Annotated in this window: 20 protein-coding genes; 10 read left to right on the top strand and 10 right to left on the bottom strand. The window is 60.4% G+C overall.

Annotation, left to right across the window (positions count from 1 at the left end; all coding sequences use genetic code 11):
* Positions 1-5: 5 nt before the first annotated feature.
* Entirely contained in the window at positions 6-773 is a 768-nt protein-coding gene (locus KGB29_RS17165) for a DODA-type extradiol aromatic ring-opening family dioxygenase (protein WP_218543348.1), read from the top strand.
* A gap of 196 nt (positions 774-969) precedes the next feature.
* Here the strand turns inward: KGB29_RS17165 and KGB29_RS17160 are convergent, their stop codons facing one another.
* Positions 970-2,643, bottom strand: a complete 1,674-nt coding sequence (locus KGB29_RS17160) for a DEAD/DEAH box helicase (RefSeq protein ID WP_007973525.1) — start codon at positions 2,641-2,643, stop codon at positions 970-972.
* A gap of 422 nt (positions 2,644-3,065) precedes the next feature.
* Here KGB29_RS17160 and KGB29_RS17155 point away from each other — a divergent pair, with 422 nt between their 5' ends.
* Entirely contained in the window at positions 3,066-3,857 is a 792-nt protein-coding gene (locus tag KGB29_RS17155) for a crotonase/enoyl-CoA hydratase family protein (RefSeq protein ID WP_150812294.1), read from the top strand.
* A gap of 115 nt (positions 3,858-3,972) precedes the next feature.
* On the opposite strand, the gene KGB29_RS17150 is transcribed toward KGB29_RS17155, so the two are convergent.
* The gene (locus KGB29_RS17150; RefSeq protein ID WP_057713821.1) at positions 3,973-4,728 is read right to left on the bottom strand and encodes a spermidine synthase; all 756 of its coding nucleotides are present in this window, start codon (positions 4,726-4,728) and stop codon (positions 3,973-3,975) included.
* A gap of 150 nt (positions 4,729-4,878) precedes the next feature.
* On the opposite strand from KGB29_RS17150, the gene KGB29_RS17145 reads away from it, so the two are divergent.
* Positions 4,879-6,225, top strand: coding sequence for a class II 3-deoxy-7-phosphoheptulonate synthase (locus tag KGB29_RS17145; RefSeq protein WP_057713820.1), 1,347 nt, complete (start codon positions 4,879-4,881; stop codon positions 6,223-6,225).
* A 97-nt stretch (positions 6,226-6,322) separates the two neighbouring features.
* Here the strand turns inward: KGB29_RS17145 and KGB29_RS17140 are convergent, their stop codons facing one another.
* A complete protein-coding gene (locus tag KGB29_RS17140) occupies positions 6,323-7,552 on the bottom strand; it encodes a winged helix-turn-helix domain-containing protein (RefSeq protein WP_218543346.1) in 1,230 nt (409 codons plus the stop codon).
* A 64-nt stretch (positions 7,553-7,616) separates the two neighbouring features.
* Positions 7,617-7,832 carry a DUF1127 domain-containing protein gene (locus tag KGB29_RS17135; RefSeq protein WP_008049076.1) on the bottom strand — a complete coding sequence of 72 codons (216 nt, stop codon included), beginning with the start codon at positions 7,830-7,832 and terminating at the stop codon, positions 7,617-7,619.
* 95 nt (positions 7,833-7,927) lie between these two features.
* Between KGB29_RS17135 and KGB29_RS17130 the strand changes: the two genes are divergently transcribed.
* Complete coding sequence (locus KGB29_RS17130; RefSeq protein ID WP_057713818.1) at positions 7,928-8,782, top strand: LysR substrate-binding domain-containing protein; 855 nt, start codon at positions 7,928-7,930, stop codon at positions 8,780-8,782.
* Here KGB29_RS17130 and KGB29_RS17125 read toward each other — a convergent pair.
* Complete coding sequence (locus KGB29_RS17125; protein ID WP_154947039.1) at positions 8,772-9,521, bottom strand: sulfite exporter TauE/SafE family protein; 750 nt, start codon at positions 9,519-9,521, stop codon at positions 8,772-8,774. The two genes, KGB29_RS17130 and KGB29_RS17125, sit on opposite strands and share 11 nt — an antisense overlap.
* 111 nt (positions 9,522-9,632) lie before the next feature.
* Here KGB29_RS17125 and KGB29_RS17120 point away from each other — a divergent pair, with 111 nt between their 5' ends.
* From KGB29_RS17120 to KGB29_RS17105, 4 genes are all read left to right on the top strand, one after another.
* A complete protein-coding gene (locus KGB29_RS17120; protein ID WP_218543344.1) occupies positions 9,633-10,589 on the top strand; it encodes a LysR family transcriptional regulator in 957 nt (318 codons plus the stop codon).
* Between the two features lie 67 nt (positions 10,590-10,656).
* Complete coding sequence (locus KGB29_RS17115; protein WP_154947041.1) at positions 10,657-11,118, top strand: MarR family winged helix-turn-helix transcriptional regulator; 462 nt, start codon at positions 10,657-10,659, stop codon at positions 11,116-11,118.
* Positions 11,119-11,485: 367 nt separating this feature from the next.
* The gene (locus tag KGB29_RS17110; protein ID WP_046031808.1) at positions 11,486-11,905 is read left to right on the top strand and encodes an organic hydroperoxide resistance protein; all 420 of its coding nucleotides are present in this window, start codon (positions 11,486-11,488) and stop codon (positions 11,903-11,905) included.
* Positions 11,906-11,939: 34 nt separating this feature from the next.
* A complete protein-coding gene (locus KGB29_RS17105) occupies positions 11,940-12,953 on the top strand; it encodes an alpha/beta hydrolase (protein ID WP_218543342.1) in 1,014 nt (337 codons plus the stop codon).
* 174 nt (positions 12,954-13,127) lie between these two features.
* On the opposite strand, the gene KGB29_RS17100 is transcribed toward KGB29_RS17105, so the two are convergent.
* Both KGB29_RS17100 and earP read right to left on the bottom strand, forming a co-directional pair.
* Complete coding sequence (locus KGB29_RS17100; RefSeq protein WP_007943632.1) at positions 13,128-13,697, bottom strand: elongation factor P; 570 nt, start codon at positions 13,695-13,697, stop codon at positions 13,128-13,130.
* 48 nt (positions 13,698-13,745) lie between these two features.
* Positions 13,746-14,888, bottom strand: a complete 1,143-nt coding sequence (gene earP / locus KGB29_RS17095) for an elongation factor P maturation arginine rhamnosyltransferase EarP (RefSeq protein ID WP_218543340.1) — start codon at positions 14,886-14,888, stop codon at positions 13,746-13,748.
* A gap of 124 nt (positions 14,889-15,012) precedes the next feature.
* Between earP and KGB29_RS17090 the strand changes: the two genes are divergently transcribed.
* Positions 15,013-15,423, top strand: a complete 411-nt coding sequence (locus KGB29_RS17090) for a hypothetical protein (protein WP_218543338.1) — start codon at positions 15,013-15,015, stop codon at positions 15,421-15,423.
* A 2-nt stretch (positions 15,424-15,425) separates the two neighbouring features.
* Complete coding sequence (locus tag KGB29_RS17085) at positions 15,426-15,908, top strand: GreA/GreB family elongation factor (protein WP_218543335.1); 483 nt, start codon at positions 15,426-15,428, stop codon at positions 15,906-15,908.
* Positions 15,909-15,924: 16 nt separating this feature from the next.
* Here the strand turns inward: KGB29_RS17085 and cysB are convergent, their stop codons facing one another.
* The 3 genes from cysB to KGB29_RS17070 all read right to left on the bottom strand — a co-directional run bounded on the left by cysB (position 15,925) and on the right by KGB29_RS17070 (position 18,517).
* Positions 15,925-16,899 carry an HTH-type transcriptional regulator CysB gene (gene cysB / locus KGB29_RS17080; protein ID WP_015094029.1) on the bottom strand — a complete coding sequence of 325 codons (975 nt, stop codon included), beginning with the start codon at positions 16,897-16,899 and terminating at the stop codon, positions 15,925-15,927.
* 113 nt (positions 16,900-17,012) lie between these two features.
* On the bottom strand, positions 17,013-17,516 hold the full coding sequence (locus KGB29_RS17075; protein WP_057713811.1) for a universal stress protein: 504 nt from the start codon (positions 17,514-17,516) through the stop codon (positions 17,013-17,015).
* A gap of 95 nt (positions 17,517-17,611) precedes the next feature.
* The gene (locus KGB29_RS17070) at positions 17,612-18,517 is read right to left on the bottom strand and encodes a 5'-nucleotidase (RefSeq protein WP_046043378.1); all 906 of its coding nucleotides are present in this window, start codon (positions 18,515-18,517) and stop codon (positions 17,612-17,614) included.
* Positions 18,518-18,519 lie beyond the last annotated feature (2 nt).

Below are 18,519 nucleotides of genomic sequence, written 5' to 3'. Positions count from 1 at the left end.
CATTCATGTTCCCCAGCTTGTACATATCCCACGGCTCCCCCATGCTCGCCCTGGAACCCGGCGCCAGCGGGCCGGCACTTGCCCGCCTGGCCGCCGAGATACCGAAGCCCAAGGCCATCGTGATTGTTTCCGCGCACTGGGAAAGCAATGAGCTGCTGGTCAGCGGTAATCCACAACCGGAAACCTGGCATGACTTCGGGGGCTTCGCCAAAGCCCTGTTCGAAGTCCAGTACCCGGCTCCCGGTGACCCACGACTCGCCGCCGAGGTTGCCGAATTATTGAAAACCGCTGGCTTTGCTGCACGTATCGACAGCAATCGGCCTTTCGACCATGGCGTCTGGGTGCCTTTATCGCTGATGTATCCGCAGGCAGACATCCCGATTGTCCAGGTTTCATTGCCCACCCGTGGCGGTCCTGCCCTGCAGACCCGTGTTGGCCACGCGCTGGCCAGCCTGCGCGAGCATGGCGTCCTGCTGATCGGCTCCGGCAGCATCACTCACAACCTGCGGGAACTGGACTGGCATGCCGGCCCCGAGAGCGTTGAGCCCTGGGCCCTGGCGTTTCGCGACTGGATGATCGACAAACTCGCAGCGAACGACGAAGCCGCGCTGCACGACTATCGCGCGCAGGCGCCAAACGCTGTACGCAATCATCCGAGTGATGAGCACTTATTGCCGTTGTACTTTGCCCGCGCCGCTGGCGGGCAGTTCAGCGTTGCTCACCAAGGGTTCACCATGGGAGCGCTGGGCATGGATATTTACCGCTTCGGCTGACAGACAGACCGCTTCGCGAGCAAGCCCGCTCCCACATTTGATCGCATTCTTTCTGAAGTAACGCGGTCGTCTGTGGGAGCGGGCTTGCTCGCGAAGGGGGCACCGCCACTCTTCAGCCGGGCTTGAACTGCAGGCAAAAAAAATCCCCGAACCAGTCGGGGATTTTTCATGTTCGATCAATCAGCCCGAGAGCGGATCAATCTTCGCGGTAGCGACGCAGCTTCAACTGCTTACCGGCAACGCGAGTGTCCTTCAGCTTGGTCAGCAACTTCTCCAGACCATCTTCCGGCAGCTCGACGAGGCTGAAGCTGTCACGCACCTGGATGCGACCGATCGCTTCACGCGCCAGGCCACCTTCGTTGAGGATGGCGCCCAGCAGGTTCTTGGCGGCGATACCGTCACGCGCGCCCAGCGCGGTACGGCAACGTGCACGACCTTCGCCCAGTGGCATCGGAGCGCGACGCTCGCGGTCACCACGCTCAGGACGATCACCGGAACGCTCTGGACGATCGCCACGTGGTGCATTGTTCGGCACCAGTGGACGCTCTTTCTCGATAGCGGCCAGGTTCAGCGCTTGACCGTTGGTAGCCTTGCGCAGCAGGGCTGCGGCCAGGGCACGCGGGCTGCAACCGATGTCGGCGGTCAGGCGATCGAGCAGATCACCGTGGGTCGATTCGGCTTCAGCCACCAGCGGCGACAGGCTGTTGGTCAGCTTCTTGATGCGCGCATCCAGAACGGCTTGAGCGTCCGGCAGGCGAACTTCAGCAACCTTTTGACCGGTTACACGCTCGATCACTTGCAGCATGCGGCGCTCACGCGGAGTCACCAGCAGCAGTGCACGACCTTCGCGACCGGCACGGCCGGTACGGCCGATACGGTGAACGTAGGACTCTGGATCGTACGGCATGTCAACGTTGAACACGTGAGTGATGCGCGGAACGTCCAGGCCACGAGCGGCAACGTCGGTCGCCACAACGATGTCCAGACGGCCATCCTTGAGGGAGTCGATCACGCGCTCACGCTGGTTCTGGGCGATGTCACCGTTCAGCGCAGCGGCTTTGTAGCCTTTGGCTTCCAGGGCACTGGCCAGGTCCAGGGTCGCTTGCTTGGTGCGCACGAACATGATCAGGGCGTCGAAATCTTCCACTTCCAGCAAGCTGAGAACGGCCGAAGTCTTCTGGTCAGCGTGAACCAGCAGGTGAGCCTGCTCGATCGCGGTAACGGTCTGGGTCTTGCTCTGAATCTTGACGTGCTTCGGATCGCGCAGGTGGCGTTCGGCGATGGCACGGATCGATTGAGGCAAGGTGGCCGAGAACAGTACGGTCTGACGGGTTTCCGGCATGGCCTTGAAGATGACTTCCAGGTCGTCCATGAAGCCCAGCTTGAGCATTTCGTCGGCTTCGTCGAGAACCAGGTGGTTCACGGTCGCCAGTACTTTTTCGTCGCGACGCAGGTGGTCGCACAGACGGCCCGGAGTGGCGACAACGATTTGTGCGCCATTACGGATTGCTTTCAGTTGTGGGCCCATCGGCGCGCCGCCGTAGACAGCCACAACAGTCACGCCCGGCATTTGCTTGGCGTAGGTTTCGAAAGCGGTTGCAACTTGTAGCGCCAACTCACGAGTTGGGGCCAGGATCAGAGCTTGCGGCTCGCGCTTGGACGGATCAATGCGGTGCAGAATTGGCAGGGCAAAGGCAGCGGTTTTACCGGTACCGGTTTGCGCCTGACCAATCATATCGTGACCGGCGAGAATGATCGGGATCGACTGCTGCTGAATGGCCGAAGGCTCTTCATAGCCGGTAGCGACTACTGCAGCGACAATATTTGGATGAAGTTCAAGAGCGGCGAAGCCGCCGATTTCCTGGGTCATGGGTCTGCCTCTAAGTGCATCCGCAAAGACCCATGCTCCAAAGCTGCACATGCCGTGTTGAGACTCAAGAGTCGCCCTGGCAGCTTTGTCGGCGGGGATTTGCGAAAACGAATGAATGAAAAGAATCGTCAAGGAAGAGTCCGCTGGGCGGACGTGCAGCCGAAGCTGGCTTCGGGGAATTGCGCTACCTAAACGCGGCCCGGTTAAAGGCCGGCGCGCACTATACCGGAATTCGCCCAAAAAGGGAGCTTTTTTTATCGGAAATCCACCGGATACACCGTTGTGTAACAGGCTTTGCGAATAATCGGTCAGCCGTCTATTTTTCAAAGGCCCGGCCTTGCGGGTGATGGCGCTAAAACGGTTCACCCTTTACCGTGCAGACCGCCGGTCTGGCACGCCTTTCCCACCCCGAGGACCGCTCCATGAATCAGCCCAGCTCCAGTCGAGTCAGCCGCGAACGGCATGGTCATGTGTTCCTGATCGGTCTGGATCGGGTGGCCAAGCGCAATGCCTTCGATCTCGACCTGCTCAACGCGTTGAGCCTGGCCTATGGCGAGTTCGAAGCCGACAGCGAGGCGCGAGTGGCGGTGGTGTTCGCTCATGGCGAACACTTCACCGCCGGGCTCGACCTGGTCAATGCCAGCGTCACACTGACAGATGGCTGGCAGGTTCCACCCGGCGGCTGCGATCCGTGGGCGGTATTCGCGGGTCCCCGGGTCAGCAAACCGGTAATCGTCGCCGCCCAGGGCTATTGCCTGACCATCGGCATCGAGTTGATGCTGGCCGCCGACATCAACCTGTGCGCCAGCAACACCCGGTTCGCGCAGATGGAAGTGCAACGCGGAATCTTCCCGTTCGGCGGTGCGACCCTGCGCCTGCATCAAGTGGCCGGCTGGGGCAATGCCATGCGCTGGTTGTTGACCGGAGATGAATTCGACGCCCGTGATGCATTGCACCTGGGTCTGGTGCAGGAGGTCATGGCCAGTGAGGACTTGCTGCCCCGGGCGATTGAACTGGCCGAACGGATCGCCCGTCAGGCACCGCTTGGGGTACAGGCGACGCTGATGTCTGCGCGACAGGCCCGGTATGAAGGAGAAACCGCGGCGGCACAGGCGCTGCCGCAGCTAGTCAAGAAGTTGATGGCTAGCGAGGACGTCAAGGAAGGTGTGCGGTCGATGGTGGAGCGGCGGCCGGGTGTGTTCAAAGGGGTTTAGCTTTTGCAGTGGTTTTGAAGGCCCCTTCGCGGGCAAGCCCGCTCCCACAGGGATTTGCGCAAAACTTGTGGGAGCGGGCTTGCCCGCGAAGGGGCCCGTCCAGACAATCAATTAATCATGTCGCCGGACGAATGCACTTGATCAACGAATCCAGCGAGTACCCCAACCGCGGCGCCAGCGCTTCGGCGCGGGCGATCAGGCCGTCCATGTCCAGTTCCTGGTCCAGCTCCGACGGCACGATCAGAATCACGTTGCCCTCCTTCACCGGCAGCTCCCAGTAATGTCGGTGATACAAACCGCGCAACAAGGCGGCGCCCAGGGGTTTGCCATCGTCGGTCGCCCACTGATTGATGACCAGCCAGCCACCCGGATTCAATCGCTTCTGGCAGTTTTCCAGGAAGCTCCAGGCCAGATGACCGACACCCGGACCGACATCGGTATAAAGGTCGACGAAAATCAGGTCGGCCGACTCAGCGGTGTCCAGCAGTTCCAGCGCATCGCCAACGCGGATGTACAGGCGCGGATCGTCATCCAGCCCCAGATATTCAATAGCCAGGCGCGGTACGTCCGGGCGTAGTTCGATGGCTTCGACATCTTCCAGCGGCAGGAACTTGAGGCAGGCCTGGGTCAGCGTCCCGGCACCGAGGCCGAGAAACAGCGCACTTTCCGGTTGCTGGTGGCACAGCGCACCAATCAGCATCGCCCGGGTGTAGTCATACTCGAGCCAGCTCGGATCGGCCGTGAACACGCAGCTTTGCTCGATGGCATCACCGAACTCGAGAAAACGGTAATCGGCCACTTCCAGCACACGAATCACGCCGAACTCGTCCTGTACCTCGGCGAGCAGATGCTCGACGCGCTCCTCAGTCATTTCATCTCCTGATCGTCACCGGGGCCGGCAACGCAATAACACCGCGTGTAGAGAGCGGCAAAGGCGAGATTGTCGGCGAAGCGACGGGAACAGGTCACGCACTAATTTGCTGATAACATGGAGGTCCGAGCGAAAACACTAGAGACCGTGATGAGCCAACCCTGGAGCCCCGACAGCTGGCGCGCCTTGCCGATCCAGCAACAACCCCAATACCCCGACGCCGCGCATTTGCAGCAGGTCGAGCAGACCCTGGCCAGCTATCCGCCACTGGTGTTTGCCGGTGAAGCCCGGGAGTTGCGCCGTCAGTTTGCCGAGGTGACCCAGGGCCGCGCGTTTCTGTTGCAGGGTGGCGACTGCGCCGAAAGCTTCGCCGAATTCTCCGCGGCGAAAATCCGCGACACCTTCAAGGTGTTGTTGCAGATGGCGATCGTGATGACCTTTGCCGCCGGCTGTCCGGTGGTCAAGGTCGGACGCATGGCCGGGCAGTTCGCCAAGCCCCGTTCGGCCAATGACGAAACCATCGATGGCGTGACCTTGCCCGCCTACCGTGGCGACATCGTCAACGGCATCGGTTTCGACGAAAAAAGCCGCGTGCCGGACCCGGAACGCCTGCTGCAGTCCTATCACCAGTCCACCGCCACCCTGAACCTGTTGCGTGCATTTGCCCAGGGCGGTTTTGCCGATCTGCACCAGGTGCACAAGTGGAACCTGGACTTCATTGCCAACTCGGCGCTGGCGGAAAAGTACAGCCACTTGGCCGACCGTATCGATGAAACCCTGGCATTCATGCGCGCCTGCGGCATGGACAGCTCGCCGCAGTTGCGCGAAACCAGTTTCTTCACCGCCCACGAAGCGCTGCTGCTGAACTACGAAGAAGCCTTCGTGCGTCGCGACAGCCTGACCAACGACTACTACGACTGCTCGGCCCACATGCTGTGGATCGGCGACCGCACCCGTCAGCTGGACGGCGCCCACGTCGAATTCCTGCGCGGGGTGAACAACCCGATCGGGGTCAAGGTCGGCCCGAGCATGAACCCGGACGACCTGATTCGCTTGATCGACGTGCTCAACCCGCAGAACGATCCGGGTCGCCTGAACCTGATCGCGCGGATGGGCGCAAACAAGGTCGGCGATCACTTGCCGCAGCTGATCCGCGCCGTCCAGCGCGAAGGCAAGCAGGTGCTGTGGAGTTCGGACCCGATGCACGGCAACACCATCAAGGCCAGCAGCGGCTACAAGACCCGCGACTTTGCTCAGATCCTTGGCGAGGTGAAGCAGTTCTTCCAGGTACACGAAGCCGAAGGCAGTTATGCCGGGGGTATCCACATCGAAATGACCGGGCAGAACGTGACCGAGTGCATCGGTGGTGCGCGGCCGATCACCGAGGATGGCTTGTCGGATCGTTATCACACCCACTGCGACCCGCGGATGAATGCCGATCAGTCGCTGGAGCTGGCGTTTTTGATTGCTGAAACCTTGAAGCAGGTTCGGCGCTAGATTTTGCTTCTCTGATAGACCGCCATCGCGAGCAAGCTCGCTCCCACATTGGACCGCGCTCCCCTGTGGGAGCGAGCTTGCTCGCGAAGAGGCCAGCTCAGCCACCCTCAATCTGTGCCAGTGCCACCCGCAACCTCGCCGCACTCGCCCGCGGGCAATTCAGCTGAATCTGTGCCAGCCCCAGCCAATCCGCCATCTGCCGCAGATTGACCGCCAACGCCAACATCCCCTCGTCATCCAGCCCCGCCTCCTCCTCATGCACCGCATGCACCGCCAAACGGCCCGCCCCCCGTTCGGCGCGCAGATCGACTCGTGCGGCAATCCGTTCGTTGTGCAAAAACGGCAGGACGTAATAGCCGTACACCCGTTTGTCCGGCGGCGTGTAGATCTCCAGCCGATAGCGGAAATCAAACAGCCGCTCGGTCCGGCTGCGTTCCCAGATCAGCGAATCGAACGGCGAGAGCAAGGCACTGGCCACGACTTTACGCGGCACTTTTGGCTCGGGCAGACAATAGGCCGGTTGTCGCCAGCCCTGCACTTCGCAGGTCAGCAATTCCCCGGCCTCGACCAACTCGGCCAAACGTGGACGACTGTCCGCAGGGTTCAAGCGGAAATAGTCACGCAAATCCTTCTCCGTACCGACCCCCAAGGCCGTTGCCGCATGCCGCAACAGGCTGCGCTGGGCCTCGTCTTCACTCAGGACGGGGTGCGCAAGCACCGCCGAGGGAATCACCCGCTCCGGCAGATCGTAGAGCCTTTCGAATCCGCGCCGTCCGGCAACGGTCACTTCACCGGCAGCGAACAACCATTCCAGCGCATGCTTTTCCGCGCTCCAGTCCCACCAGGGGCCGGCCCGTTCCTGACGGGTCGACAGGCTGCCGGCCCCCAGCGCGCCCTGCTCCTCGACAGACGCCAGCACCCGGCGAATTGTGTCCTGTTGCTCACGACCGAAGCGCGCCAGCTGCTGATAAATGTCCTCGCCACGTCTGGCACGCTGCATGCGCCAGCGCATCAGCGGGAACATGGAAAGTGGCAACAACGAGGCTTCATGCCCCCAATACTCGAACAACGTACGACGCCGGCCCTGACTCCAGGCAGCCTGGTCGAGCAAATCGGAGGAGTAGTTACCGAGGCGGGAAAACAGCGGAAGGTAGTGCGAGCGCACCAATGCATTGACCGAATCGATCTGCAAAATGCCCAGCCGTTCAATCAGGCGATTGAGCGCAACAGCCTTGATCGCCGCTGGCGGCGACCGCCCGTTGAACCCTTGGGCGGCCAGCGCCAGACGCCGAGCCTGTTTGAGGGTAAAGGACAACGTTGCGGGCATGGGTGCCTCCTTGTCTGCTCGCAACCTACCTCACCGGTAAGGGGTTTGTGTAGCGTGGCATTCATCATTTATGCATCGGGTCATTCCAGAACGGCTTGATCGACTCGTTCTCCACATCCGCACGGCTCATGCCGATGTCCTTGAGTGCTTCGTCGCTCAAGCTCGCCAGCAATTCGCGCTCGCGATGCAATTCGTACCAGCGGCCGACCTTGTGCAGCAGATCGGATATCACGTGAATCGAGTGTTTTTCTGATCCTTGGAACTCATGCTGACCTTTCATCTTGTTGCCCTCCGTTTGGATGGCTCCAGTCTCGCGCCGGGTCTAAGATCAATCCAACGAATGTTTCTGATGTCACATATCTCGGAGATTGATGGATGTCCGCCTACCCGAGTATCGATACCGAAGTCTTGCGCACCTTCGTCGCCATCGCCGACCAGGGCGGCTTTACCCGCGCCGGGGAATTGGTCAACCGCACCCAGTCCGCCGTCAGCATGCAGATGAAACGACTGGAAGAAGATGTGCTGCAGCGTCAGTTGTTCCAGCGCGACGGGCGGCAGGTGCGACTGACGGCTGAAGGCCAGGTGCTGCTCGGCTATGCGCGACGCATCCTCAAGCTGCACAGCGAGGTCTTCAATACGTTGCGTGAGCCCGACATGGTCGGCACGGTGCGTATCGGCACGCCGGACGATTATGTGATGCGGTTCCTCCCGGGGATTCTGCGCCGGTTTGCCCAGTCTTACCCGCTGATTCAGATAGAAGTGCACTGCGAATCTTCAAAACAACTGCTGATGCGCCAGGACCTCGACCTGTCCATCGTGACCCGTGAACCGGGCAGCGAAATCGGCCAGTTGTTGCGCAAGGAACGCTTTGTCTGGGCCGAGGCACAATGCTACAGCGCCCACGAGCAGACGCCGCTGCCACTGGCGATGTTCAACAGTGATTGCTTCTGCCGCCAGTGGGCCTGCAATGCCCTGGATGCCCGGGGGCGCGATTACCGGGTGGCGTACAACAGCGACAGCCTGTCGGCGATCATGGCCGTGGTCAGCGCCGGCCTGGCCGTCACGGCGCAACTTGAAAGCCTGATCACCGCGGACATGCGCATCCTCGGTGAGGCCCAGGACCTGCCGCTGCTGCCCGAGGCCAGCATCATGCTCGTGCGCAACCTGCATAACCCGTCACCCATCACCGAGTGCCTGGCCGAGCACATCATCGAAGGCTTCAAACTTTGAAGGCGAGCATCACCGCACAGAACACCAGGAACCCGCAAAACAGCCCGCGCAGCAGCCGCTCCGGCAATGCGTGGGCAACCTTCACGCCCCAACTGATGCTCATCAGCCCACCGACCGCCAAGGGCAAGCCGATCACCCAACTGACCTGATGGTGCGCGGCGTAAGTCACCAGCGTCACCCCCGTACTCGGCAAGGCCAGCGCCAACGACAGCCCCTGCGCAACCACTTGGCTCGTGCCGAACAGGCTGGTCAGCACCGGTGTCGCCACCACCGCGCCACCCACGCCGAACAGCCCGCCCATCGTGCCGGATGCAGCGCCAAGCAGGCCCAGCCAGGGCCATGAGTAGTTCATCTGCGAAGCCGGCGGAGCGCTGGCGGCGAACATGCGAACGAGGTTGTACGCCGAGAGTGCGATCAGAAACGCAACAAAGCCTATGCGCATGGTTTGCGCATCAATGCCCACCGCCCAGATCGACCCGAGCCAGGCGAAGCAGAACCCCATGATGGCCAGCGGTAACGCGTGGCGCAGTTCGATCCGGTTGCGCTGATGATACCGCCACAGCGCCAGCATCACGTTCGGCACCACCATCACCAGCGCGGTGCCTTGGGCAATCTGCTGATCGAGCCCGAACAGCACGCCCAGCAGCGGAATGGCGATCAGGCCGCCGCCGATGCCAAACAAACCGCCGAGTGTGCCCAACGCAGCGCCGAACACCAGATACATCAAGAACTCAATCACAGCATTTTCCCCGTTGCCGTCAGGCCTTTGATCCTACGCAGTTGCTTCTGGCACGGAAACGCATAGCAACGCACAATGGCTGTGCCAAATTCGCACAAGCACAAACCTGCCATGAACCCCAATCAACTGACCGACCAACTGGCCTTGTTCCTCGACGTGCTGGAAACCGGCAGTTTTTCCGCCGCCTCGCGCCGTCATCCGCTGACCCCTTCGGCCGTGGCACGGCGTATCGACAGCCTGGAAAGCGCGGTCGGCAGTCAGCTGTTCCTGCGCAGCACGCATGCGGTACGCGCCACGCCGGCGGGATTGGCCTTTGCCGAGCGCGCACGGCGAATCGTCGCCGAATTGCGCCTGGCCCGGGCCGAGGCGGTGTCCCTGAGCAGCGCGCCGGAAGGCCTGATTCGTATCGATGCGCCGGCAGCCTTTGGTCGCCGGCACCTGGCACCGGTGATTGCCGACTTCCTGATGCTCTACCCCGGGCTCGATGTGCAGCTGCACTTGATCGACAGCTTCGTCGACATGCAGGGCCTGAACCTCGGCAAGGTCGATCTGGTGCTGCGCGCCGGGCAACTGGCCGATACCCGGCTGGTGGCCACACCACTGGCGAGCATGGTGCGTATAGCCTGCGCCAGCCCTGATTATTTGCGGCGTCGCGGCGTGCCGACCGAGCCAACACAGCTGATTGAACACGACGGACTCGACTGGGATGGCCTGGCTCCGCCCTTCGCCTGGCGTTTCGAGCGCGACGGGCAAATGCACTTGCACCGGCCGGCGCGGATCCGCATGAGCGCCAACAATGCCGAGGCGCTGGTGTGCGGCGCATTGGCCGGACTGGGTATCGCGCACCTGCCGACCTGGCTGGCCAGCGAATACTTGTTGCGGGGTGAGTTGCTGCCGCTGTTCTGCGCCAGCGGTCTGCCGAAACCGGAAAGCGCCGGCATCTACGCCTTGCGCCTGGAACAGCAGCCCAACTCCCGCAGTCGCTTGTTGCTGGAGTACCTGAAAACCCGCTTCAGCCCGATTCCGCCCTGGGATCTGGTGCTGCAAACCCATTTGCAACGGCACTGATCAAAATTATCTGGCGCATTAAAGATTCGCCCGCTAGATTCTTCAGATCACAGATCAAGGCTTCGACATGACCACCGAGCGCAACACCCCGGACAACTGCGACAACCTGCTGCTGGACAATCAGGCCTGCTTCGCCCTGCATTCCACTTCGCTGATGATGACCAAGGTCTACAAACCCTTGCTGCAAGCGCTGGGCCTGACCTACCCGCAATACCTGGCGATGATGGTGTTGTGGGAAAAGGACGGTTTGACCGTAGGTGAAATCAGCACGCGGTTGCTGACCGATCCTGGCTCGTTGACGCCGCTGCTCAAGCGCCTGGAAGCCGAAGGCCTGCTCAGCCGAACCCGCAGCCGCGAAGATGAGCGGGTGGTGATCGTCGAACTCACCGAACAGGGCCGAGCGTTACGCGACAAGGCCCGGGACATTCCCCAATGCATCCTAGGCGCCAGCGGGATGACCCTGGAGCGCCTGCAAAAACTGCAAGCGGAGTTGCAGGAGTTGCGTCGCCACCTGCAAGACAGCCTCTAGCCTCCAAACCACCACAAATCCCTTGTGGGAGCGGGCTTGCTCGCGAAATCGGTGTTTCAGTCAACACAAGAGTCGACTGATCTATCGCCTTCGCGAGCAAGCCCGCTCCCACATTTGTTTTGTGCTGTACCGAAAGATCGGGCTCGCCACCTGCTTCTGAAAAAATCTCTGCTGAAAAAATCCCCCCTCGATAGCTCTAGTTCAATACTTTCAACCTAAACCACCCCACAGCCTTGCGTCTTTTTTCAAATTTCTTTGAAAAAAATATCTTGCGCACTAAACATTAGCGCGATACATTTATTTCGCACTTACTTAGCGCGCAAACATTTAGCGCAAAACAAACAAAACCCTGAACGAGGCTTTCACCATGCAAACTCTCTACACCGCAATCGCAACCTCCACCGGTGGCCGTGACGGTCGTGCGGTTTCCAGCGACAACATCCTCGACGTCAAGCTCGCCACGCCCAAAGAACTCGGCGGTGCCGGCGGCGCAGCCACCAACCCAGAGCAACTGTTCGCTGCCGGCTACTCCGCCTGCTTCATCGGTGCCCTGAAATTCGTGGCCAGCCAGACCAAGCGCAGCATCCCGAACGACGCTTCGATCACTGCTCATGTCGGCATCGGCCAGATCCCTGGCGGCTTCGGCCTGGACATCGACCTGCACATCAGCCTGCCGGGTCTTGAACAAGCCGATGCACAAGCACTGGTCGATGCGGCCCACCAGGTCTGCCCGTACTCCAACGCCACCCGTGGCAACGTTGATGTGCGTCTGCACGTAACCGTCTAAGCGCTGACTACCCAGGCCCGAACAGGAAACGAACATGAACACTTTCAGCAAAGTCTTGACCGGTACCCTTCTCGCCTTGTCCATCAGCAACGCGTTCGCAGGTACCGGGGTTGAACACAACACCCAGGCGTTCCTCGACGTTCTGAACGCCGGAACCGGCAAGCCGATGGAGCAAATGACGCCCGCCGAGGCCCGCGCCGTGCTGGTGGGCGCGCAGGCCGGGGTGAAGCTGACGCTGCCAAAAGCCGATGTCAGCCAGAAGACCATTCAAGTCGACGGCCAACCGATCAGCCTGACCATCGTCCGGCCGGCCGAGGTCAAGGGCGAGCTGCCGGTGTTCATGTTCTTCCACGGCGGTGGCTGGGTGCTGGGGGACTTCCCGACCCACGAGCGGCTGGTGCGTGACCTGGTGACGGGTTCGGGTGCCGCGGCCGTATTCGTGAACTACACGCCGTCGCCGGAAGCGCATTACCCGGTGGCGATCAACCAGGCTTACGCCGCAACCCGATGGGTGGCCGAGCACGGCAAAGAGATCAACGTCGATGGCCAGCGCCTGGCGGTAGCCGGCAACAGTGTCGGCGGCAACATGGCGGCTGTGGTTGCGCTGATGGCCAAGGACAAGGGCACACCGGCGATCAAGTTTCAGGTGCTGTTGTGGCCGGTGACTGATGCCAACTTCGAAACCGCGTCCTACAACCAGTTTGCCGAGGGGCACTTCCTCAGCAAAAACATGATGAAGTGGTTCTGGGACAACTACACCACCGATGCCAAGCAACGGAACGAGATCTACGCCTCCCCACTGCGCGCGACCACCGCCCAGTTGAAAGGGTTGCCTCCAGCGCTGGTGCAGACCGCCGGGGCCGACGTATTGCGCGACGAAGGCGAAGCCTACGCCCGCAAGCTGGACGAGGCCGGTGTGCCGGTGACCTCGGTTCGCTACAACGGCCTGATCCACGACTACGGTTTGCTCAACGTGGTGAGCCAGGTGCCAGCGGTACGTTCGGCGATGTTGCAGGCTTCGCAAGAGCTCAAGGAACACCTGAAATAAAAACTGTGGGAGCGAGCTTGCTCGCGATAGCGGACTGTCAGGCAACATCTTTGTTGAATGGTCGGACGCCATCGCGAGCAAGCTCGCTCCCACAGGGTTTCTGGTTGAACCCGAAATCGAAGGCAAAAAAAAGCCCGACTCAATGGTCGGGCTTTTTCATTCCTGAAGCTGTGCTTATTTGGCACGGCCTTTGTAGGAACCGCCTTCGCGGGTATCGATCTCGATCATGTCGCCGATTTCGATGAAGTCAGCAACCGACAGCTCGGTACCGTTCTTCAGTTTGGCAGGCTTCATCACCTTGCCGGAAGTGTCGCCGCGAGCGGAACCTTCGGTGTAGTCAACCTGACGCACGATAGTGGTCGGCAGCTCTACGGAAACCAGACGCTCTTCGAAGAAGATCGCTTCGCAAACATCGGTCATGCCTTCTTCAACGAAAGGCAGAACGGCTTCGATGTCTTCAGCGTTCAGCTCGTACATGGTGTAGTCGGTGGTGTCCATGAACGTGTAGGTGTCGCCGCTGATGAAGGACAGGGTCGCTTCTTTGCGGTCGAGGATTACGTCGTCCAGTTTGTCGTCGGCGCTGTAAACGATCTCGGTCTTGTAACCGGTCAGCAGGTTTTTCAGCTTGGTCTTCATGATCGCGCTGTTACGACCGGACTTGGTGAATTCAGCTTTCTGAACCAGCCAAGGATCGTTTTCGAGACGAATCACGGTCCCGGGTTTCAGTTCTTTACCAGTTTTCATTGCGAATATCCGAATTTGGATGGGATTTACAAAAATCTAGGCCGCGTATCATATCCAATTTCCATAAAACTGTACCAGCGCCGTGGCAAGATCGGCCTGCAAGGCCTGCTCCAGACACCACGCCTCGGCGTGTTTTTCCAGCTCTGGCCAGTGTTTACGAGTGAATTGCCAGTGGTCGGCCATTTTTTCACCGGCGTTCCACGCCCGCCAGAGACCGCTGATCGCCTCCCGCGCAGGCGCAGATAACCCCTTTACATAGAGTTCGAGGAAGGCTTCGAGCTTGTCCAGGTGGATATCTTCTTCCTGCCGGTAGATGTGCCAGAGAAATGGCCGGCCAGCCCATTGGGCGCGCACAAAGGAATCTTCGCCGCGCACGGCATTGAAATCGCAGCACCACAGCAACCGGTCGTATTGGTCCTGCCGGACGAATGGCAACACTTGCACGGTCAAGGCATCACGCACATGCACGGCACCGGCCGCCAAACCCTGCACACCGAGCCAACGCTCGACGTCGCCGAGAATCCGCCCTTCCGGCACCAGCAGATGAGTGGCAGTAGAATCGCCGGCCATTGCATCGAGCCAACTGGCCAGCCCGGTGTTTTCGTAGGCAAACAATGAGATCAGCTGCGCGCTGGGCGCAGGATCAACACCCAAACCTTGCAGGAATTTTCTTTGAGCCTGCGGGTTTTGCTGAAATTGCCGACGCCGCTCCAGCAACCCTTGCTCACGCAGCAGTCCGCCGGTGCCCTTCTTAAATCCTGGGAAGAAGAAGAACTTCTGCACGTTTTTGTACTTCACCGAGGGCAAACCATGGCAGCCGATGACCCAGTCCTCGGCGCTCAGGTAATCCAGGTTCATCCACAGCGGCGTCTTCTCCCGTTCGGCCATGGCCTCCATATAGGCGCCAGGCAATTGGCAGGCAAATGCAGCAATCACCACATCGGCGGCTTCGGTCGGTTGCCACTCGGCTGGCCATTGGCGTACTTCGACGTCGTGCTGCCACTGCTGCGCAGCGTGGATGTCGATTTCCGGGCACAGGCGCTCGAACGCTCGCAGGTCATCGACCCATAGACGCACCGCCAGCCCATGTTCGGCCACCAGTTGCCGGGCCAGTCGCCAGGTCACGCCGATGTCGCCGAAGTTGTCGACCACGGTGCAAAAAATATCCCAGCGGGTTTTCATTTCAGGCATTCCAGGCTCCCGTTGGCAAAGGCGCCGATTGTCCGCATAAATTACCCCGTGCAGAAGAGCCGACGGCGATTATTCTTCATGCGACAATCGCCACTCGCCAGTGACCTTTCGCCAAGAGGCAACCATGCCCCATCGCCCCACTCCGCGCCGATCCTTCCCGATCAGTCTCAGCGCCCTGCAACTGACCGGCAGTATCGCCCTCGGCATGTGGCTCGGGTTCATTGCCATTGTGTTGACCTGCTGGCTCGCGTCGCGCCTGCTTTTCAGCGAGCAACTCGCCCCGGTCGCGGCGGCGGTTGAGCAGCTGGCCCAACCACCCTCAGCGGCTCAACCGTTGCCGAACATTCCGCCACAGAGCCCGCTGTTCGAGCAATATGAAGAAAACCTGCGCAAGAACGAACAGCAGCAACGTCTTGATCAGGCACGCAGCAGCAGTCGCAACCTGGCCATCCCGAACTGTCAGTTCTGGCTGCAACAGGACCGGACTGCACCCAGCGCAAAAAGCCGCGCCAACGTCCTGCAATTCTGCGATTGATCATGAATAAGCAAACCGTCCACCAACTGATTATCGACAAGCTGCGGATCGATCTCGACATCGCCGAACGGGCCGCGCAAACCGCCTACGAAACGGCGACCCACGAAGAAAACATCGCCGAGAACAAGTACGACACCCTGGGGCTGGAAGCGTCCTATCTCGCGGCCGGGCAAGCCAGGCGGGTCGAGGAAATTCGCAAGTCACTGAGCCTCTGCCAGAACCTCGCCCTGCGTCCGTATGACGATCAGCGGGGCATCGAAGTGGGCGCGCTGCTCGGGCTGGAGGACGAAAAGGGTCGCGAACAATGGCTGTTTCTGGCTCCCGATGCCGCCGGGCTGAAGGTCGACCTGGTGGGGCAACTGATCACCGTCATCACCCCGCGCTCACCGCTGGGCAAAAGCCTGCTGGGCAAGTTCGAGGGCGATGAGGTGGAGATCATGGTGGCGGGCGCTCGGCAACAGTTCGCTGTCACCGAGGTGGTTTGACCGGCAGGAAACGCTATCAGTGAACGGGTAGTTCGACGCCTTCGAACAGCTCTTCCAGTTCCTGCTTGTTGTGGCACTGAATGGCCTTGGCCATGACTTCGCGGGTCAGGTGCGGCGCGAACTTCTCGATGAAGTCGCACATGAAACCCCGCAGGAAGGTGCCGCGACGGAAGCCGATCTTGGTTACGCTGGACTCGAACAGTTCGCTGGCATCGAGTACCACCAGGTCGCTATCGAGCTTGGTGTCGACAGCCATTTTGGCCACGATGCCTACGCCCAGACCCAGGCGAACATAGGTCTTGATCACGTCGGCGTCGGCGGCGGTGAACACCACTTTCGGCGTCAGGCCGCGATGGCTGAAGGCTTCGTCGAGTTTCGAACGGCCGGTAAAACCGAACACGTACGTCACGATCGGGTATTCGGCCAGTGCTTCGAGGGTCAGTTTCGACAGTTTGGTCAGCGGGTGGCCCTGAGGCACGACCACGCAACGGTTCCAGCGGTAGCACGGCATCATCACCAGATCACCGAACAGCTCGAGCGCTTCGGTGGCAATGGCGAAATCCACGGTGCCGTCAGCGGCCATTTCGGCGATTTGCATCGGCGATCCCTGATGCATGTGCAGGGCCACGTCCGGGTATTGCTTGATGAAATTGCTGATCACCGGCGGCAACGCATAACGCGCCTGGGTATGAGTGGTGGCAATCGACAGGGTGCCTTTCTTCTCGTTGGAGAACTCCTGGGCGATCTGCTTGATGCTTTCAACCTTGCGCAGAATCTCGCCAGCGGTGGTGATGATGCGCTCGCCGGCCGGGGTGACACGGGTCAGGTGCTTGCCGCTACGGGCAAAAACCTCGACGCCCAGTTCGTCTTCCAGCAGACGGATCTGCTTGCTGATGCCCGGTTGAGAGGTGTAAAGGCTTTGGGCTGTAGCGGAAACGTTGAGGTCGTGGTGCGCCACTTCCCAGATGTAGCGCAATTGTTGAAGCTTCATATGAATCCCTCAAAGCAGGTAGACGCCACGGGCATCAGCGACGGTATATAACTATATTAATGGCTCGAAGAATAAATCTAGAACTTTTTTATCAAATTGCCATTATTCGTGTTCTAGAGATCCCCTTGACGACGACGTTGCACCAGCGGCACCAGATAGACCGGCACCTTGGACAGTTGCAACACACGGGCGGCGGTTCGCCCCAGAGGCGTTTCCGCACCAGCACCATGGCTGTGACTACCTACGATCAACAAATCCACGGAGAGTTTCTGCGCCTGGTCCAGAATCACCTGCGACGGATCGCCCTGCAGCACCCGTACTGCCTGAATCCGCTCCAGGTCGTGCTCCCCTTCATCCCCCAACTCCTCACGAAAACTGTCGAGCACCCGCTGCTCGATACTGGCAATCACCGTATTGAGGCCCTGGCTGTGAAACTCGTTCAGCGCCTGTTCATCGAGATAACTTTGCAGCACCGATTCGGCAAACAACCCCATGGGTTCAACCGCATGCACGACATACAAACTGGCATTGAAGGTCCTGGCCAGTTCCAGGGCATGCTGCATCACCACGGGCGCGTACAGACCAAGGTCAGTGGCATACAGCATCGAACGAATCATATGACCTCCTCGACTGCCAACATGGCGGAGATTTGATTCAGCTTAGCAGTGCCTTGGCGACTACGACGTCCCGCGCAACGCATTGAACGGTGGGCTTAAACCTTTTGCTCGTTGCTTATGCCATGGGGCACATGACCGGTGGCGACGACTTCTCGGGCCAACTCGCAGTGACCGGCCTGATCGTCGAAAAACACGTCGGCCGCGAAGGCTTCGAGAAAGGCCGACTTGGTCAGGCCACCGAGGAACAGCGACTCGTCAAGACGGATGTCCCATTCGCGCAACGTGCGAATGACCCGCTCATGGGCTGGCGCCGATCGCGCAGTGACCAGCGCGGTACGGATCGGACAGGTGTCCTCCGGGAACTCACGCTGCAACAGGTTGAGGGCCGCGAGAAACCCTTTGAACGGCCCACCGCGCAACGGTTCGCGGGCGGCCTCACGCTCGCTGGCCTGGAACGCCTCCAGACCACCGGCCTGATAAATGCGTTCCGACTCATCGGAAAACAGTACCGCGTCTCCATCGAAGGCAATGCGTAACTCGTCGCTGGCCGCACGACTGGCACCGCCCGACAGAATGGTCGCTGCCGCGAACCCGGCATCCAGTGCATTGCGCACGTCTTCGGCGTGGGTCGAGAGAAACAGGTCGCAGCCAAAGGCCTTGAGGTAGGGATACGGACTGCGCCCGCCGACAAAGGCCGCACGGGAAATGGCCAGTCCGTAGTGGTCAATCGAGTTGAACACCCGCAGCCCGGTGTCGGCGCTGTTGCGCGACACCAGAATCACCTCGACCCGGGCGCGGCCGAGGCTGTTGTTGAGGTTCAGGAGTTTCTGCACCAACGGAAAGGCATCGCCGGGCTCGAGGATTTCGTCTTCGTGTTCGATCTGATATTGCCGGTAGGCCTCGACGCCACTCGACAGGTAGACCTTGTGGCTTTCGCTCAGGTCGAACAGCGCCCGCGAAGAAATCGCCAGCACCAGCTTGTCGTCAATTGCCTTTGGCATGC

It is taken from the genome of Pseudomonas sp. BF-B-30 (assembly GCF_019956305.1).
Classification (GTDB): Bacteria; Pseudomonadota; Gammaproteobacteria; order Pseudomonadales; family Pseudomonadaceae; genus Aquipseudomonas; species Aquipseudomonas jessenii.
The sequence above is the reverse complement of the archived record's forward strand: the minus strand, read 5'-3'. Positions and strand labels throughout refer to the sequence as shown.

Coding starts and splice junctions, on each gene's coding strand:
- cysB (WP_015094029.1), bottom strand. CDS start 16,899: ATGAAGCTTCAACAATTGCGCTACATCTGGGAAGTGGCGCACCACGAC.
- KGB29_RS17140 (WP_218543346.1), bottom strand. CDS start 7,552: ATGCCCGCAACGTTGTCCTTTACCCTCAAACAGGCTCGGCGTCTGGCG.
- KGB29_RS17115 (WP_154947041.1), top strand. CDS start 10,657: ATGACCACCGAGCGCAACACCCCGGACAACTGCGACAACCTGCTGCTG.
- KGB29_RS17105 (WP_218543342.1), top strand. CDS start 11,940: ATGAACACTTTCAGCAAAGTCTTGACCGGTACCCTTCTCGCCTTGTCC.
- KGB29_RS17150 (WP_057713821.1), bottom strand. CDS start 4,728: ATGACTGAGGAGCGCGTCGAGCATCTGCTCGCCGAGGTACAGGACGAG.
- KGB29_RS17110 (WP_046031808.1), top strand. CDS start 11,486: ATGCAAACTCTCTACACCGCAATCGCAACCTCCACCGGTGGCCGTGAC.
- KGB29_RS17075 (WP_057713811.1), bottom strand. CDS start 17,516: ATGATTCGTTCGATGCTGTATGCCACTGACCTTGGTCTGTACGCGCCC.
- KGB29_RS17165 (WP_218543348.1), top strand. CDS start 6: ATGTTCCCCAGCTTGTACATATCCCACGGCTCCCCCATGCTCGCCCTG.
- KGB29_RS17145 (WP_057713820.1), top strand. CDS start 4,879: ATGAGCCAACCCTGGAGCCCCGACAGCTGGCGCGCCTTGCCGATCCAG.
- earP (WP_218543340.1), bottom strand. CDS start 14,888: ATGCCTGAAATGAAAACCCGCTGGGATATTTTTTGCACCGTGGTCGAC.
- KGB29_RS17135 (WP_008049076.1), bottom strand. CDS start 7,832: ATGAAAGGTCAGCATGAGTTCCAAGGATCAGAAAAACACTCGATTCAC.
- KGB29_RS17070 (WP_046043378.1), bottom strand. CDS start 18,517: ATGCCAAAGGCAATTGACGACAAGCTGGTGCTGGCGATTTCTTCGCGG.
- KGB29_RS17155 (WP_150812294.1), top strand. CDS start 3,066: ATGAATCAGCCCAGCTCCAGTCGAGTCAGCCGCGAACGGCATGGTCAT.
- KGB29_RS17100 (WP_007943632.1), bottom strand. CDS start 13,697: ATGAAAACTGGTAAAGAACTGAAACCCGGGACCGTGATTCGTCTCGAA.
- KGB29_RS17090 (WP_218543338.1), top strand. CDS start 15,013: ATGCCCCATCGCCCCACTCCGCGCCGATCCTTCCCGATCAGTCTCAGC.
- KGB29_RS17160 (WP_007973525.1), bottom strand. CDS start 2,643: ATGACCCAGGAAATCGGCGGCTTCGCCGCTCTTGAACTTCATCCAAAT.
- KGB29_RS17120 (WP_218543344.1), top strand. CDS start 9,633: ATGAACCCCAATCAACTGACCGACCAACTGGCCTTGTTCCTCGACGTG.
- KGB29_RS17085 (WP_218543335.1), top strand. CDS start 15,426: ATGAATAAGCAAACCGTCCACCAACTGATTATCGACAAGCTGCGGATC.
- KGB29_RS17130 (WP_057713818.1), top strand. CDS start 7,928: ATGTCCGCCTACCCGAGTATCGATACCGAAGTCTTGCGCACCTTCGTC.